This window comes from Streptomyces sp. NPDC059499 (assembly GCF_042749285.1).
In the GTDB taxonomy this organism is placed as follows: Bacteria; Actinomycetota; Actinomycetes; order Streptomycetales; family Streptomycetaceae; genus Streptomyces.
The window spans coordinates 364818-379510 of the sequence record NZ_JBHYTT010000002.1 but is presented as its reverse complement, the minus strand read 5'-3'; the positions used below and the strand labels follow the sequence as shown (position 1 = coordinate 379510).

Genomic DNA, 14693 nt, shown 5'->3' with positions numbered 1-14693 from the left:
ATCCCGTGCGGGGCCGCGGCGCTCCGGGCCGTAGCCCGTTCGAGTTGCCGGTCGGCGCGGTCGGGTGTGCCCTGGAGTGACGGAGGACGGGGGCGAGGGAAGGAACTGTCCGCCATGGCCACTCACGCAACGATGCCGACGCGTCGACGCACGCATGCCCGCACACCGGCACGGCGTACGCACAGCGCGCTCGCCTGGGCGCTGCCCCTCACGCTGGGCGTGATCCTCGGTTTCTGGGCCTTCTTCATCCGGCGCGACGGCGGGGCGACCACCGACGGGCAGATCTGGCTCGGTGTCGTGTCAGGAGTGGCTTTCGCCGCGCTGTGCTTCGTGCTGGGCCGGGTCGGGCCCGCCCTGCCGAGGGAGCTGCGGGCGGCGGCGTACGGCGCGCTGACCGGGATCGCGATCGGCTTCCTCTACAGCCTCAACGGCAACAGCGTGTTCTCGTCGAGCGTGCTGGGCCTGGTCGTCGGCGCAGGGATGTTCTGCAGTGCCTTCTACATCTACTACACGCGGGAGGACTGAGTGCCGGGTCCCGCCGGACGGGTGCGTGGCCGCCAGACCGGATCTGGCGGCCACGCTTTTCCTTCCGACGTACCCCGCGGCGCCGTTCTCCCGTGCCATCGTGGCCCTGACCCACCCGACTTCCTCGGCCTCCTCCCGGCGGTCCCGGCAATCCCGGCAAGGAAGGGACCATGAGCACTGAACTGGCCATCGAGACAACGGGGCTGGTGAAGATCTTCGGCGACAACCGTGCCGTGGACGGCATCGATCTCACCGTTCCCACCGGCACCGTCTACGGCGTCCTCGGACCCAACGGCGCCGGGAAGACCACCACCGTAAGGATGCTGGCGACACTGCTGCGCCCGGACGAGGGCCGGGCACGGGTCTTCGGCCACGACGTCGTGAAGGACGCCGACGCGGTCCGCAGCCGGGTCAGCCTCACCGGGCAGTACGCCTCCGTCGACGAGGACCTGACCGGTACGGAGAACCTGGTGCTGCTGGGCCGGCTGCTCGGGCACTCCAAGCCCGCCGCCCGGACCAGGTCGGAACAGCTGTTGGAGGCTTTCGGGCTGAGCGAGGCGGCAGGCAGGCAGGTGAAGAACTACTCGGGCGGCATGCGGCGCCGTATCGACATCGCCGCGTCCATTCTGAACACCCCGGACCTGCTCTTCCTCGACGAGCCGACGACCGGGCTCGACCCGCGCAGCCGCAATCAGGTGTGGGACATCGTGCGGGCGGTCGTCGCCCAGGGCACGACGGTCATGCTGACCACGCAGTACCTGGACGAGGCCGACCAGCTGGCCTCGCGCATCGCGGTCATCGACCACGGCAAGGTGATCGCCGAGGGCACGAAGGGCGAGCTCAAGGCATCCGTGGGCTCCGGCTCGGTCCATCTGCGCCTGCGGGACCCCGCCCAGCGGCCCGAGGCCGAGCGGGTGCTCGCGCTGGAGCTCGACGCCACGGTCCAGCTGGACCCGGACCCCGTGGCGCTGACGGCCACGGTCAACGGCCACGGCACGGAGAAGGGCGCGGCGGAACAGGCCGCGCGGGCGCTCGCCGAGCTGGCCAGGTGCGGCATCCACGTGGACAACTTCGCGCTCGGGCAGCCCAGCCTCGACGAGGTCTTCCTCGCGCTCACGGACAAGAAGGGGGTGTCGGCGTGAGTACCGCACCGGCCAGGACCCAGACGGAAGACTTCGAGCTCGCCACGCCGGACGCCGAGACGCTCGCCTCCCTGCTGGTCGGCCAGGAGCGGCCGCCCAGGCCCAGTGCTCTGTCGGCGTCCCTCACCTTCGGCTGGCGGGCGATGCTGAAGATCAAGCACGTGCCCGAGCAGCTGTTCGATGTCACGGCGTTCCCGATCATGATGGTGCTGATGTACACGTACCTCTTCGGAGGAGCGCTGGCCGGTTCCACCGAGGCGTACATCCAGTTCCTGCTGCCCGGCATCCTGGTGTTGAGCGTTGTGATGATCACGATGTACACGGGTGTCTCGGTGAACACCGACATCACCAAGGGTGTCTTCGACCGCTTCCGTACGCTGCCGATCTGGCGGCCCGCGCCGATGGTCGGCTATCTGCTCGGCGACGTCCTGCGCTATGTGCTGGCCTCGGCGGTCATGCTCGCCGTCGGCGTGATCATCGGCTACCGGCCGGACGGCGGGGTGCTGGGAGTGCTGGCGGGCGTGGCCCTGCTGCTGGTGTTCTCGTTCGCCTTCTCCTGGATCTGGACGATGTTCGGGCTGCTGCTGCGCACCGAGAAGTCGGTGATGGGCGTCAGCATGATGGTGATCTTCCCGCTGACGTTCCTGAGCAACGTGTTCGTCGACCCGAGGACCATGCCCGGATGGCTGCAGGCTTTCGTGAACAACAGCCCGGTCACCCATGTGGCCACGGCGGTCAGGGAGCTCATGGCCGGCAACTGGCCGGCGACGGACATCGCCTGGTCGCTGGGCTGGTCGGCCCTGTTCGTGGTGGTGTTCGGCACGGTGACGATGCGGCTCTACAACCGGAAGTGACTCCGGCCGTCGACCCTCCCGGCGGGGTGCGCTCCGACGGTGGGGCCGTGCTCCTTGTCTCGCCCCCTCCGCAGGCCGGGACCAGACTGGAAGACAGGGACAGGGACCTGCCCTGAGAAGCCCTGGAGGAGCCATGACGGCCACGACAAGGAACGAGACGCCCGTTGCCTTCGAAGGCGAGGGTGCGGAACTGCGCATGAAGGAGATCGGGGGAGACCTGACGGTCGCCTTCGTCCGGTTTCCCAAGGGCACGGACATGCGCCCGGCGCTCAAGGGCATGCCGGACGACCTGTGCCCCTGCAACCACTGGGGCTATCTCCTCAAGGGCCGGCTGAAGATGTGGACAGGTGCCGACTCGGAGTCGTACGAGATCTACGAGGAGGGGCAGGCGTACTACTGGCCTCCCGGCCACGCCCCCGAGGCGCTCGAGGACTGCGAGTACGTGGACTTCTCGCCCACCGAGGAGTTCGCCCGGGTGCTCGAACACGTCAATTCCCAGGGCTGAAACCGTCCGGCCATGAAAGGGCGGGCCACCGCCTGGGTGGCCCGCCCTAGTTCCGGATCGGGAGGTCCTAGTCGCGGACGACGGTGACCGGGCAGGGGGCGTGCTGTACGACGTGGAGGCTGACCGAGCCGAGCAGCGTCGCCTTGAAGCCGCTGTAGCCGCGGGCCCCGACGACCAGCAGATTCGCGCCCGCGGCCCGGTCGAGCAGGGACTGCGCGGGGTTCCCGATCACGACGACCTTGCTGACCGACGCCGCGCCTTCCGCGCCGAGAGCCTCCTCCAGTGCCTCGGTGAGTGCCACGATCGCCACGGCCTGCGGGTCGAAGTCCTCCGGCATGCCCGGCATCATGGACGCCCAACTGGACGCGGGGTACTCCCAGCTGTTGACCGCCTCGACCGTGTCCCCGGTCAGTTCGGCCTGGCGTACGGCCCAGCGCAGCGCCTTGATCGACGCATCCGAGCCGTCCACGCCGACGACGATCCTGCCCATGTCTGTCTCCCGTTCGGTCCGCTCACTCCTGGCCTGCTTCTCACCATGCCTCTGTTCGCGACAACTCTAACCAAAACGGGCATCAGGGGCCTGTGGGTCGACGGTGGGCCCCAGATGTTCCGTTCAGGTGGTGCGCACTCCGGCGAGCTGCTGCTCGAACGGCACGACGGCGTCCTCGCCGTCGTCGAGGGTGAGTGACCGGGACGCCCCGGAGACCGTCCGCCCCATGACCGCGGAGGCGAGTTCGCCGCCCGCGCGGCGGATCCGGGAGGGCAGCCCCTCGGTGTACTCGTCGCCGGACGAGCCCCAGTCCTCGGACGCCGCGTACACGGACGTCGGCAGGACGACCGCCCGCAGGTAGGCGAAGAGCGGGCGCATCGCGTGCTCGAGGACCAGCGAGTGCCGGGCCGTGCCGCCGGTCGCCGCGACGACGACGGGCTTGCCGGTCAGGGCGGTGTTGTCGATCAGGTCGAAGAAGGACTTGAACAGCCCGCTGTACGAGGCGGTGAACACGGGCGACACGGCGATCAGCCCGTCCGCCCCGGTCACCGCGTCGATCGCCGCCTTGAGGCCCTTCGGCGGGAAGCCGGTGACGAGGTGGTTCGCGATGTCGACGGCGAGGTCGCGCAGCTCGATGACCTGGATGTCGACCCTGCGGTCCTGGCCGGCCGCCAGCTGCTCACGGGCGGCGTCGGCCAGCCGGTCCGCCAGCAGCCGGGTGGACGAGGGGCTGCTCAGCCCGGCGGCGACGGCGACGATCTTCAGGGGGGCGGTGGTGAACACGGTGGTCAGACCTCCTTCTGGGTGGCGCGGGCGGCGCGGGCGGCGGTGACCGCCGGGTGGACGGGTGCGTCCGGCACGCCGGCCGGGCGCAGGGCGGCGAACTCCTTGCGCAGCACGGGCACGACCTCCTCGCCGAGGATGTCGAGCTGCTCCAGGACCGTCTTGAGCGGCAGTCCCGCGTGGTCCATCAGGAACAGCTGGCGCTGGTAGTCGCCGACGTGGTCGCGGAAGGACAGGGTCCGCTCGATGACCTCCTGCGGGGAGCCGACCGTCAGCGGGGTCTGCTCCGTGAAGTCCTCCAGGGAGGGCCCGTGCCCGTAGACCGGCGCGTTGTCGAAGTACGGGCGGAACTCCCGTACCGCGTCCTGCGAGTTCTTGCGCATGAACACCTGGCCGCCGAGGCCCACGATGGCCTGCTCGGCGGTGCCGTGCCCGTAGTGGGCGTAGCGCCGGCGGTAGAGGTCCACCATCTTCTTCGTGTGTTCCAGGGGCCAGAAGATGTTGTTGTGGAAGAACCCGTCGCCGTAGTACGCGGCCTGCTCGGCGATCTCCGGGGAGCGGATCGAGCCGTGCCAGACGAACGGCGGGACGCCGTCCAGCGGGCGCGGGGTCGCGGTGAAGGACTGGAGCGGCGTACGGAACTTGCCCTCCCAGTCGACGACGTCCTCGCGCCACAGCTGGTGCAGCAGGGCGTAGTTCTCGATCGCGAGCGGGATGCCCTGGCGGATGTCCTTGCCGAACCAGGGGTAGACGGGGCCGGTGTTGCCGCGGCCCATCATCAGGTCGACGCGCCCGTCCGCGAGGTGCTGGAGCGTGGCGTAGTCCTCCGCGATCTTCACCGGGTCGTTGGTGGTGATCAGGGTGGTGGACGTGGACAGGATCAGGTTCTCGGTGCGGGCGGCGATGTAGCCGAGCGTGGTCGTCGGCGAGGACGGGACGAACGGCGGGTTGTGGTGCTCGCCGGTGGCGAAGACGTCCAGACCCACCTCCTCGGCCTTGAGCGCGATCGCGAGCGTCGCCTTGATCCGCTCGTTCTCGCTCGGCGTCGTACCGGTCGTGGGATCGGTGGTGACGTCCCCGACGGTGAAGATCCCGAACTGCATGGCGCCCGCCTCCAGCTAGTGGTTGAACGTTGAACTATGTGAACACACCCTACAACGGGAGACCCCGCCCCCCTATTCCGCGGGGCCCGCGCCGCACGGGGCTGCGTACCCTGGAGCCGGGCCTGTCGCGGTGACGGAGCGGGAAGAGGGAGGTCATGAGCGAGAGCGAGAGCTGGAAGGAGCGCGGTGTCGTCCTGCGCGTCTTCGTCTACATCTTCGCGACGCACCTCTTCGCCGGCTTCATCATGCTGCTCTTCTATGTGGGCGGCCACGCGGACAAGTGACTACAGTGGGCGCATGACCTACGTCCCGTGCCTGAACTGGTGGCGCTCCTCCTAGGAGCGGCCACCTTCATCTGCACGGAACCAGGGCCGTTCGACATGGACGGCCCTTTTTGCTGCCCCGATGTCCGTCGGCGGGCCGTCCTCCACGCATACGCGATCAGCGAGGAGAGCCACGTGACCGTCACAGACCTGCCGCCCGCCGGCCCCGCAGCACCCGCCCTGCGCCGCAGCGCCGAGCTGGAGGAACAGCTCGCCAAGGACCCGGGCCGATTCCGGGTCCTCACCGGCGACCGGCCCACCGGAGCCCTTCACGTCGGGCACTACTTCGGCACCCTCCACAACCGGGTGCGCCTCCAGGACCTCGGCGTGGACGTCTTCGTCCTGATCGCCGACTACCAGGTCCTCACCGACCGGGACGTCGCCGAACGGCTCACCGAGCATGTGGAGGGGCTGCTGCTGGACTACCTGGCCATCGGGATCGACCCTGCCCGGACGACGGTGTTCAACCACAGCGCCGTACCGGCCCTCAACCAGCTCCTCCTGCCGTTCCTCTCCCTCGTCTCCGTCGCCGAGCTCGGCCGCAACCCCACGGTGAAGGACGAGATCGCCCACTCCCGGCAGTCCGCGGTCAGCGGGCTCATGTACACCTACCCGGTGCACCAGGCCGCCGACATCCTGTTCTGCAAGGGCAACCTCGTACCCGTCGGGCTGGACCAGCTGCCCCACCTGGAGATCACCCGCACCGTGGCCCGCCGCTTCAACGAGCGGTACGGGGCTGTCTTCCCGGAACCGGACGCGCTGCTCTCCGCCGCGCCCCTGCTGCTCGGCACCGACGGCACCAAGATGAGCAAGAGCCGGAACAACTCGGTCGCCCTCGGCGCGGACGCCGACGAGACGGCCCGGCTGATCAAGGGCGCGACCACCGACGCCGAGCGGCACATCACGTACGAGCCCGAACGGCGGCCCGGGGTGTCCGGCCTGGTGCTGCTGGCCGCGCTCTGCCTCGGGCGCGACCCGCACGACGTCGCCGAGGAGATCGGGAACGGCGGCGGCGCCGCGCTCAAGCGGACCGTGACGGACGCGGTCAACGCGACGATGGCCCCGATCCGGGCCCGCCGGGCGGAGTACGCGCGGGACATGACGTACGTGCGTTCGGTACTGCGCGCGGGCAACGAACGGGCGAACGCCATCGCCGAGGCGACGCTCGACGAGGTGCGCGAGGCGATGGGCACGCCCCGCTAGCCGCGCCGGCCCGTGGCGAGCCCCGTCAACGGGTCACAGGCGGTTCAACGAGCGCTGCCTGCGCAGCAGTTCCGCCAGCCCCCGCCGGGTCGCCGCGATCACCACCCGGTCCTCCGCCCGCAGCACGTAGCCCGGATGCAGGTTCCAGACCAGGCCGGCCGGCCGGTCCGTCGTGTCGGGGCCGAAGGCGAGATCGGGGCGGCGGTCGGCCGGCGGGGTGGCGTCCAGGGCCAGGACGCGCCAGGAACCGGGACGGAACGCCTGCTCGACGGTGTGGCCCTCCAGCTGCGGATGGCCCGCCACCTCCAGGGCCGCGAACAGCATGACCTTGCGTTCGACCGGGACCGCGCCCAGGATCTGGCGGCCCATCATGGCGACCGCGAACGACGGGGCGGCCAGGTGGGAGACGGAGCGGGAGCGGGTCAGGGCCTGCGGGTGGGCGGTGCGCAGGGTCCGGTAGACGGCGGTGGCGAACTCGTCGTCGTACAGGCGCAGCGCCACCCGCAGGTCCGGCTTCACCGAACGCGCGTACAGGGCGGCTTCGAGGTTCGTCGTGTCGACGCTGGTCAGGGCCAGCAGGGCGCGGGCCCGGCGGATCTTGGCCGCTTCCAGGACGCCCTCCTGGGTGACATCGCCGATGACCGTCGGGATGTGCATGCTGCGGGCCAGCGGGATGCCGCGCGCCTCCGGGTCCTCCTCGACGACGACGACGGGGATGTCCAGCTCCCGCAGCCGCACGAGGACCCTCGTACCGATCTTGCCGAGCCCGAGGAGCACGACATGACCGGACAGGCCGCGCGGGGGCCTGCGCAGCGCGGACGCGGTGCGCAGCGAGCCGAAGGCCTCCAGAACGGCGGCGACCAGTAGCGGCAGGAGGAGGAGTCCGGCCGTTCCGGAGAGGAGCTGGATGATCTGGCGGGACGCCGGGTCCTTGTCCCCGTCCGCCGGGTCACCCATCGCGAGCAGGTCGAGCAGGGTCAGGTAGGCGGCGTGTACGGGGCTGTCGCCGGTCGTGACGACCGAGGCGACGGCCAGGGCCACGACGGCCGTCGCGACGCCCGCCGCCGACCAGCGCAGCCGGCGCGAGAAGATATGCCCGAGCGGGGCGCCCCTGCCGCCCATCCGGGTGGGCGTGCGGTCGGGTCCCGCCTGGCTGATGGCTTCCAGGACGACCGTGCCCCGGCCGGTGGCCGCGGCCACCGTCGCATGGTCGGGCAGGAGCTGGGGGCCTTCCTCGCCGCTGCTGTCGGAGCCCTCGGTGCCCGCGGGGTCATGGGTGGTGGAGGAGAGCAGGGCCAGCGTGCACAGGCCGGGGTCGGCGAGCTCGCCCTGCCGGGGCGGGGTGCGCTCGGCGGCACGCAGGAGCACGCCCTCGGCCTGGATGACCTTGCTGCTGCCGGTCAGTGCGGTGGCGGCCAGGGCGGGGGCGGCGGTGTCGGCGTCGGACAGCACGGTCGTGGAGGCGTCCAGGGCGGCCGGGTCGAGCCCCGGCATCGCGACGGCTGCCGCCTGGTCGAGCAGGGTCTCCAGGTGCTGGCCGAGCTTGCGGTTGTAGAGCCGGATGACCAGCCGCAGGCGTGGGTTGAGGCGACGGGCCGTCAGCGCGGCCCGGATGTTGCGCTCGTCGTCGTCGTAGACCAGCGCGAGCGCGGCGGCCCGGTCGACACCCGCCTCCTCCAGTACGTCGTCGGAGGGCTCGTGCGCCTCGATGATGCGTACGGCCTCGACCCCGGCGTTGGTGTCGCCGTCACCGGTCCCGCCCGCCCCGCCGTTGCGGTTCATCGCCGCCGACATGCGGCCGAACAGGGCTGCCGCCCGGGCGCGTTGGGTCAACGGCAGATCGGGGCGGCCGGTGTCGCGGCCCGGCGGGAGCAGCAGGGTGACCCGCTCCCCGTACACATAGCGCAGCTCCACGGCCAGGCGCCGGGCGAGCGTGTCGTCGCCGCAGACCACCATGTGGCCGCTGATGGTGGGTCGTTGGGGCTGCTGAGGAAGGGGAGGCACGAAACCCAGCATGCCTTGTCCTCTCTCGATTCCCGGTCATCAGCTTTCGATCACCCGCGGTGGGCGGAGCGGGCCTGCGGCGATGGAGGAGGTTCCGACGGGAAGTACCGGCGGAAGCGGCGTACGAGCATGCGGACGGCCCACCGGGCGATCAGCAGTGCCCCGGCCAGGACGGCGACATGGAGCAGGGAGCGGGCGGTGCCGGTGACACCGTTGCGCTGGACCAGGACCGAACCGGTGAGGGCCGTGGACCAGGCGATGACGACGGCGAGCGACGCGGACACGGCGACCGGTACCCCGCCGATGCCCGCCGCGTCGGCGTCGAGGTCGCTGTCGAAGGAGTCCGTCGCGGCGGCCCCGACCAGCACCAGCAGCCAGAAGCAGACGACGACCACCAGTGCGGCGCCGAAGACGACGGCGGGAAAGGTGAGTGCCGCGGAAAGGAATTCGGTCATCCGGGCCACCCCCTGCGCCGCTGCGCGCCTCTGTCGGCCAGGGGTGGTGGAGGGGTGCGCCGGGGCCCCGGCGCTGCGACACCGCGAACGGCACCGCAGCAACCGGTTCTTCTCCCCGTAACCCCCGTGCTTCCCCCGTGTGTTGCTGAACAGATCGTGCCAGCCGGGGTCCTTTCCCCGCACTGCCGGGATCCGGCAGTCTTTGCGAGATCCTGATGCCGGGCACCGGCACCCGTCCGCGTGCGTTGGAGAGATGATCGGCGCTGTTAGGCGCCATCACGTACGGGACGCAGGAGGAGTGAGCCGTGGCAGAGCCGGAGATCCCCGAGAAGTTCCTGGGGGACCACGCCCGTGTGCTGGGTGAGGTCGCGGACACCGGCCGCCGGCTCACCCGTGACGAGCTGGAGGCCCGTCGCGCGCTGGGCCGTGAGGCCGCGGAGGCCGGGCACCAGCTGCGCGCCCTGGTGAATCTGCATCTGGCGGCCACCCGCACCGCGTGGCCGCGCACGGCGACCGGGTCCGGTGCGGCCACCGAAGCCGTGCTGGCCGCGGTGGAACAGGCGGTCGACGCCTTCGCGGAGGGCTTCGAGCGGGCACAGCGGCTGACCGTCCGGCGCGAGGAAGCGGCACGGCGGGAGTTCATCGACGACCTGCTGTACGGGCGCAGCGACCTGGGCAGGCTCGCGGAGCGCGCCACGCGCTTCGGGCTGCGGCTCTCGCGGGCGCACGCCGTCGCCGTGGCGACGGGGCCGGAGGCGTACACCGAGACCGACGCCGTGTCCCGCAGCGTGGAGACGGCGCTGCTCACCCGCTTCAGCGGCCGGAAGATCCTGCTCACCACGAAGGACGGGCGTCTCGTCTGCATCGCCCCCGGCAGTCAGCCGGACGTCCTGAGGTACTTCGCCAAGCAGGCGCACGCCGCGACGGACGGCGGCCAGGTCGCGGTCGGGCGCGCACACCCGGGTCCCGGCGGCGTCGTCCACTCGTACGACGAGGCGCTCGAGGCCCTCGAACTGGCGCAGCGGATGGGGCTCGACGAGCCCGTGCTGTACGCCACGGACCTGTTGGTCTACCCGGTGCTGACGCGGGACCGGCAGGCGATGGCCGACCTGGTGCGCAGCGAGCTCGGCCCGCTCCAGGGGGCACGGGGCGGCGCGGAACCGCTGCTGCGGACGCTGTCCGTGTACTTCGACGCGGGGTGTGTCGCCGCCGAGACGGCCCGCCGGCTGGCACTGAGCGTGCGCGCGCTGACGTACCGGCTGGAGCGCATACACCAGTTGACCGGTTCCGATCCGTCCGATCCGATGCACCGCTACACGCTCCAGACCGCGGTGATCGGGGCCCGGCTGCTGGACTGGCCGGCGAAGGAGCTCTGAGGCGGCGACGGCGGCCCTGTTCCCCGGGGGTGCCCCGCGGATCAGGGCCACCGGGCACCCCGGCTCCCCGTCTCAGTCGGCGTCGCGCCCTGCGGGCTCCGGGGTGAGGTCGTCGTGCGAGGGCATGGGCCCGTTGCTCGCCACGGCCGGCGCCGGCCCCTTCCCCCTGCCGGCCAGCTTCGCCTGGAGCAGGGAGGCGACCGGTTCGGTCCAGCGGGCGGTGAGCGGTCCGACGATCACCAGGATCAGCACGTACGCGGTGGCGATGGGCCCGATCCGCGGTTCCGTCGCCACGGCCAGACCGGCGATGACGATCGAGAACTCGCCGCGCGCGACCAGCGTGCCCCCCGCGCGCCAACGGCCCCGCGGACCGATTCCGGCGCGCCGCGACGCGTACCAGCCGGTGCCGATCTTGGTGAACACGGTGACGATCGCCAGCAGAGCCGCCGGAAGCAGCACGGGAGGGATGTCCGCCGGGTCGGTGGACAGACCGAAGAACACGAAGAAGACAGCGGCGAACAGGTCGCGCAGCGGCGTCAGCAGCTTGCGCGCACCCTCGGCGACCTCGCCCGACAGGGCGATACCTACGAGGAACGCGCCGACGGCCGCGGACACCTGCAACTGCTGTGCCACACCGGCCACCAGGACGGTGAGCCCGAGGACGACGAGCAGCAGCATCTCCGGGTTGTCGGAGGACACCGCACGGCTGATGAGCCGCCCGTGCCGCAGCGCCAGGTACAGCACGAACCCGACGGTCCCGAGCGCGATCAGCAGGGCGATGCTGCCACCTGCCAGACCGACCCCGGCCAGCATCGCCGTGAGCAGCGGCAGATAGACGGCCATGGCGAGGTCCTCGATGACGAGGACACCGAGGATGACAGGCGTCTCGCGGTTACCGAGGCGCCCCATGTCGGTCATCACCTTGGCGATCACGCCGGACGACGAGATCCAGGTGACCCCGGCCAGCGCGACGGCCCCCACGGGCCCCCACCCGAGCATCAGACCGGCAATCGCCCCGGGCGTCGCGTTGAGCACGAAGTCGACGGCCCCGGACGGGTACTGCGTCTTGAGGCTGGTGACGAGTTCGGACGCGCTGTACTCGAGCCCGAGCAGGAGCAGCAGCAGGATGACGCCTATCTCCGCCCCGATGGCGGTGAACTCCTCACTGGCGCCGAGCGGCAGCAGGCCGCCTTCCCCGAAGGCCAGCCCGGCCAGCAGATAGAGCGGAATCGGCGAGAGGCCCATCCGCCCGGCGAAGCGGCCGATGATGCCGAGCCCGAGAATGACGGAGCCGAGTTCTATGAGCAGTGCGGTCGTGTCGTGCACGGTCAGCCCTCCGCAATGATCTCGGAGAGCGTGTCGACGCCCTCACGTGTGCCTACGACGACGAGCGTGTCCCCGATGGCCAGACGGAAGTCCGGGCCGGGCGACGGATGTGCACTGTGCGTGCGCAGGACGGCCACGATCGACGCGCCCGTCCGGGTCCGCGCCCTGGTCTCTCCGAGTACCCGCCCGCCGTACGGGGAGCGGGTCCCGAGCGGAATGTGCTCGGTGACGAGATCTATTCCCTCGGTCCGTACGGCGTCGATCGGCGCGGCATCGATCAGATGCGCGAGCCCGGTGGCCTCAGCGGTGGTCAGGGGCACGGAGAGCACGCACGAATCAGGATCGTCCTTGTCGTAGAACCCGAGGAAGCGCCGCCCGTCGTGGTGCACGACCACGGAGATGTGCTGTCCCGACTCGGTGGTGTAGTCGTACTGGACGCCGACCCCTGGCAGCGATGTCCGGTGGGTTCCCATGGCTTCCTCCCGAGGAGCGCGGCGGTTCGGCGATGCGTCTTGGTGATCCTTTTAGCTTTCCATTACCTTATCCGGCGACGAAAACCGGCCATGTGGCAGCAGGTGGAGCGCTGTCGGATCGGCGTGATAGTTCTCCGGGCATGGCTGACTTCAAGGACTTCAACTTCAAGCTGCTGGTCATCGAGAAGCTCATGTACGAGGACAGAACACTCGTACCGGCGTACAGCATCGACGAGCGGATGCGCGCCAGAGGCATCGAGGACGTGCAGACCCACGTGTTCGACAACGACCTGGCGTTCACGGTGCTCGACGAGTCCCGCGCCTTCTTCGAGGAGCTGGAGATCCCTGAGGAGCTGCTGGCGGGCGTGGACACGCTGCTCGTCGACGGCGGGCACGAGGTGTACTACGAGTGCTCCCCGGTCTGGGACGGCGAGGACGACCTGTTCGACGTCCGGTCGCTCGACGACCTGGCCCTGCTGCCGAACCTCGAGCGCATCACCTGCATAGCCGAGCTGCGGGTCCCCGGCGCATCCGAGATCCTCGCGGCCCGCGGGATCGTCGTGGACTGACGCCGTGCTCCCCACCGGGTGAAAGGGCCCGGCGGTGAAGGATCGCCGCCGGGCCCGGTGGAGCGAGGGCGCGTCAGTCCGTGACCTCGATCTTGTTGTTCGTGTGCTGGGGGGCGGCCGGCGCCGGCACGGACTCCGCGCCGCCCACCTTGCCCTTCAGGTTCTGCAGGAGCGCGCCCAGGTCGACGCCCGTGGTCGAGCTCAGCAGTTCCATGCCCTGGGCCACGTTGTCCGTGACCGTGCGGGACAGCTGGCTGGCGCCGTCCGTCGAGATGACCGTCAGCTTGTCGATGGCGCTCAGCGGCTCGGCCGCCTTGGCGACGACCTGCGGGAGCACCTCGACCAGCATCTGGAGCACCGCCGCGTCGCCGTACTGCGCGAAGGCGTCGGCCTTCTTCTGCATGGCCTCGGCCTCGGCGGAGCCCTTGGCGGCGATGGCGGCGGCCTCGGCCTCGCCCTCGATGCGTACGGCGTCGGCGAGGGCCGAGCGGTGGAGCTTCTCGCCCTGACCGGTCAGACGGGAGCGCTCCGCGTCGGCCTCGGCCTCCTTGACCTGGGCGATGCGGCGGGCCTCGGCCTCCTGCTCCGCCCGGTAGCGGGCGGCGTCGGCGGGCTTGCGGACCTTGGTGTCGAGCTCGCGGTCGGTCAGGGCCGCCTGGCGCTGGGCGACCTTCTCCTGCTCGGCGAGGACCTCCTGCTGGCGGGCCGCCTCGGCGAGAGGACCTGCGGCGTCGGCCTTGGCGGTGGCGGCCGCCGTCTCGGCCTTGATCTCGGCCTGCTTGAGGTAGAACGTCCGCTCGGCGATGGCGATCTCCTCGGCCGCCTTCAGCCGGGCCTGCTCCGAGGCGCGCCGGGCGATGGCCTCCGCGATGTCGGCCTCCTGCTTGGCGCGGGCGGCCTCGGGGCGTCCGAGGTCCTCCAGGTAGGAGCCCTCGGTGGTGATGTCCTGGATCTGGAAGGCGTCCAGGATCAGGCCCTGGCCGGAGAGGCTGGCCTCGGCCTCCTCGGCGACCTGGCCGGCGAACGCGGCGCGGTCGCGGATGATGTCCTCGACCGACATCCGGCCGACGATCGCACGCAGGGCGCCGGAGAGCACTTCCTGGGTGAAGCCGACGATGCCGTTCTGCTGCTGGAGGAAGCGCTGAGCGGCGGCGCGGATCGCGTCCTCGCTGCCGCCGACCTTGACGATCGCGACGCCTTCGAGGTTGGACTTCACGCCGCGCAGGGTGACCGCTCCGCGTACGGCGACGGGGATGTGCCGGCTGGAGAGGTCCAGGGTGAACTTCTGCTGGACGAACGGCACGACGAAGACGCCGCCGCCGACGACGACCTTCTGGCCGCTGTTGTCGATGCTGGTACGGCCGGTCACCGGGTCGGTCGACTTCTTGCCGCGGCGGCCCGTGATGATGAAGGCCTGGCTGGGTCCCGCGACCTTGTAGCGGGTGATGACCGCGAGGCCGAGGAGCACGACGAGAACGACTATGCCGATGACGGCGATCACTACTGGACTCATGAAGGATCCCCCCTGCCCCCCGACGGGGTGGCAGCTCGTTCAGGTGGTG

Annotated in this window: 15 protein-coding genes and 1 pseudogene; 8 read left to right on the top strand and 8 right to left on the bottom strand. The window is 70.7% G+C overall.

Features of this window, described 5'->3' with window-relative positions; all coding sequences use genetic code 11:
- Window positions 1-114 precede the first annotated feature (114 nt).
- The 4 genes from ACFW9O_RS07115 (at window position 115) to ACFW9O_RS07100 (ending at window position 3026) form a co-directional block, all read left to right on the top strand.
- Complete coding sequence (locus tag ACFW9O_RS07115) at window positions 115-525, top strand: hypothetical protein (protein ID WP_384606043.1); 411 nt, start codon at window positions 115-117, stop codon at window positions 523-525.
- A 170-nt stretch (window positions 526-695) separates the two neighbouring features.
- Window positions 696-1667, top strand: coding sequence for an ATP-binding cassette domain-containing protein (locus tag ACFW9O_RS07110; protein WP_384606041.1), 972 nt, complete (start codon window positions 696-698; stop codon window positions 1665-1667).
- Window positions 1664-2521: an ABC transporter permease gene (locus ACFW9O_RS07105; protein ID WP_384606039.1), complete on the top strand. Its 858-nt coding sequence runs from the start codon at window positions 1664-1666 to the stop codon at window positions 2519-2521. Before ACFW9O_RS07110 ends, ACFW9O_RS07105 begins: the two co-directional genes overlap by 4 nt.
- Before the next feature lie 133 nt (window positions 2522-2654).
- Window positions 2655-3026 carry a hypothetical protein gene (locus ACFW9O_RS07100; RefSeq protein ID WP_356417024.1) on the top strand — a complete coding sequence of 124 codons (372 nt, stop codon included), beginning with the start codon at window positions 2655-2657 and terminating at the stop codon, window positions 3024-3026.
- A gap of 67 nt (window positions 3027-3093) precedes the next feature.
- Here ACFW9O_RS07100 and ACFW9O_RS07095 read toward each other — a convergent pair whose 3' ends face one another.
- From ACFW9O_RS07095 to ACFW9O_RS07085, 3 genes are all read right to left on the bottom strand, one after another.
- On the bottom strand, window positions 3094-3516 hold the full coding sequence (locus ACFW9O_RS07095; RefSeq protein ID WP_384606037.1) for a universal stress protein: 423 nt from the start codon (window positions 3514-3516) through the stop codon (window positions 3094-3096).
- Window positions 3517-3639: 123 nt separating this feature from the next.
- On the bottom strand, window positions 3640-4299 hold the full coding sequence (locus tag ACFW9O_RS07090; RefSeq protein ID WP_384606034.1) for an FMN reductase: 660 nt from the start codon (window positions 4297-4299) through the stop codon (window positions 3640-3642).
- 5 nt (window positions 4300-4304) lie between these two features.
- Window positions 4305-5402: an LLM class flavin-dependent oxidoreductase gene (locus ACFW9O_RS07085; protein WP_384606033.1), complete on the bottom strand. Its 1098-nt coding sequence runs from the start codon at window positions 5400-5402 to the stop codon at window positions 4305-4307.
- 155 nt (window positions 5403-5557) lie between these two features.
- On the opposite strand from ACFW9O_RS07085, the gene ACFW9O_RS07080 reads away from it, so the two are divergent.
- Window positions 5558-5686: a DUF6126 family protein gene (locus ACFW9O_RS07080; RefSeq protein WP_329209287.1), complete on the top strand. Its 129-nt coding sequence runs from the start codon at window positions 5558-5560 to the stop codon at window positions 5684-5686.
- A 174-nt stretch (window positions 5687-5860) separates the two neighbouring features.
- Window positions 5861-6928, top strand: a complete 1068-nt coding sequence (gene trpS, locus ACFW9O_RS07075) for a tryptophan--tRNA ligase (protein ID WP_384606029.1) — start codon at window positions 5861-5863, stop codon at window positions 6926-6928.
- A gap of 33 nt (window positions 6929-6961) precedes the next feature.
- Here trpS and ACFW9O_RS07070 read toward each other — a convergent pair whose 3' ends face one another.
- The gene (locus ACFW9O_RS07070) at window positions 6962-8944 is read right to left on the bottom strand and encodes an NAD-binding protein (RefSeq protein ID WP_384606027.1); all 1983 of its coding nucleotides are present in this window, start codon (window positions 8942-8944) and stop codon (window positions 6962-6964) included.
- Between the two features lie 68 nt (window positions 8945-9012).
- Window positions 9013-9387: pseudogene (locus ACFW9O_RS07065) on the bottom strand (hypothetical protein); the annotation flags it as partial.
- 305 nt (window positions 9388-9692) lie between these two features.
- On the opposite strand from ACFW9O_RS07065, the gene ACFW9O_RS07060 reads away from it, so the two are divergent.
- The gene (locus tag ACFW9O_RS07060; protein ID WP_384606025.1) at window positions 9693-10763 is read left to right on the top strand and encodes a PucR family transcriptional regulator; all 1071 of its coding nucleotides are present in this window, start codon (window positions 9693-9695) and stop codon (window positions 10761-10763) included.
- A gap of 72 nt (window positions 10764-10835) precedes the next feature.
- Here ACFW9O_RS07060 and ACFW9O_RS07055 read toward each other — a convergent pair whose 3' ends face one another.
- A complete protein-coding gene (locus ACFW9O_RS07055; RefSeq protein WP_384606023.1) occupies window positions 10836-12089 on the bottom strand; it encodes a cation:proton antiporter in 1254 nt (417 codons plus the stop codon).
- Between the two features lie 2 nt (window positions 12090-12091).
- Complete coding sequence (locus ACFW9O_RS07050; RefSeq protein WP_384606020.1) at window positions 12092-12562, bottom strand: cation:proton antiporter regulatory subunit; 471 nt, start codon at window positions 12560-12562, stop codon at window positions 12092-12094.
- 140 nt (window positions 12563-12702) lie between these two features.
- Here ACFW9O_RS07050 and ACFW9O_RS07045 point away from each other — a divergent pair, with 140 nt between their 5' ends.
- Entirely contained in the window at window positions 12703-13131 is a 429-nt protein-coding gene (locus ACFW9O_RS07045) for a DUF6892 domain-containing protein (protein ID WP_384606018.1), read from the top strand.
- 73 nt (window positions 13132-13204) lie between these two features.
- Here ACFW9O_RS07045 and ACFW9O_RS07040 read toward each other — a convergent pair whose 3' ends face one another.
- A complete protein-coding gene (locus ACFW9O_RS07040; protein ID WP_383175107.1) occupies window positions 13205-14644 on the bottom strand; it encodes a flotillin family protein in 1440 nt (479 codons plus the stop codon).
- Window positions 14645-14693: the final 49 nt, after the last annotated feature.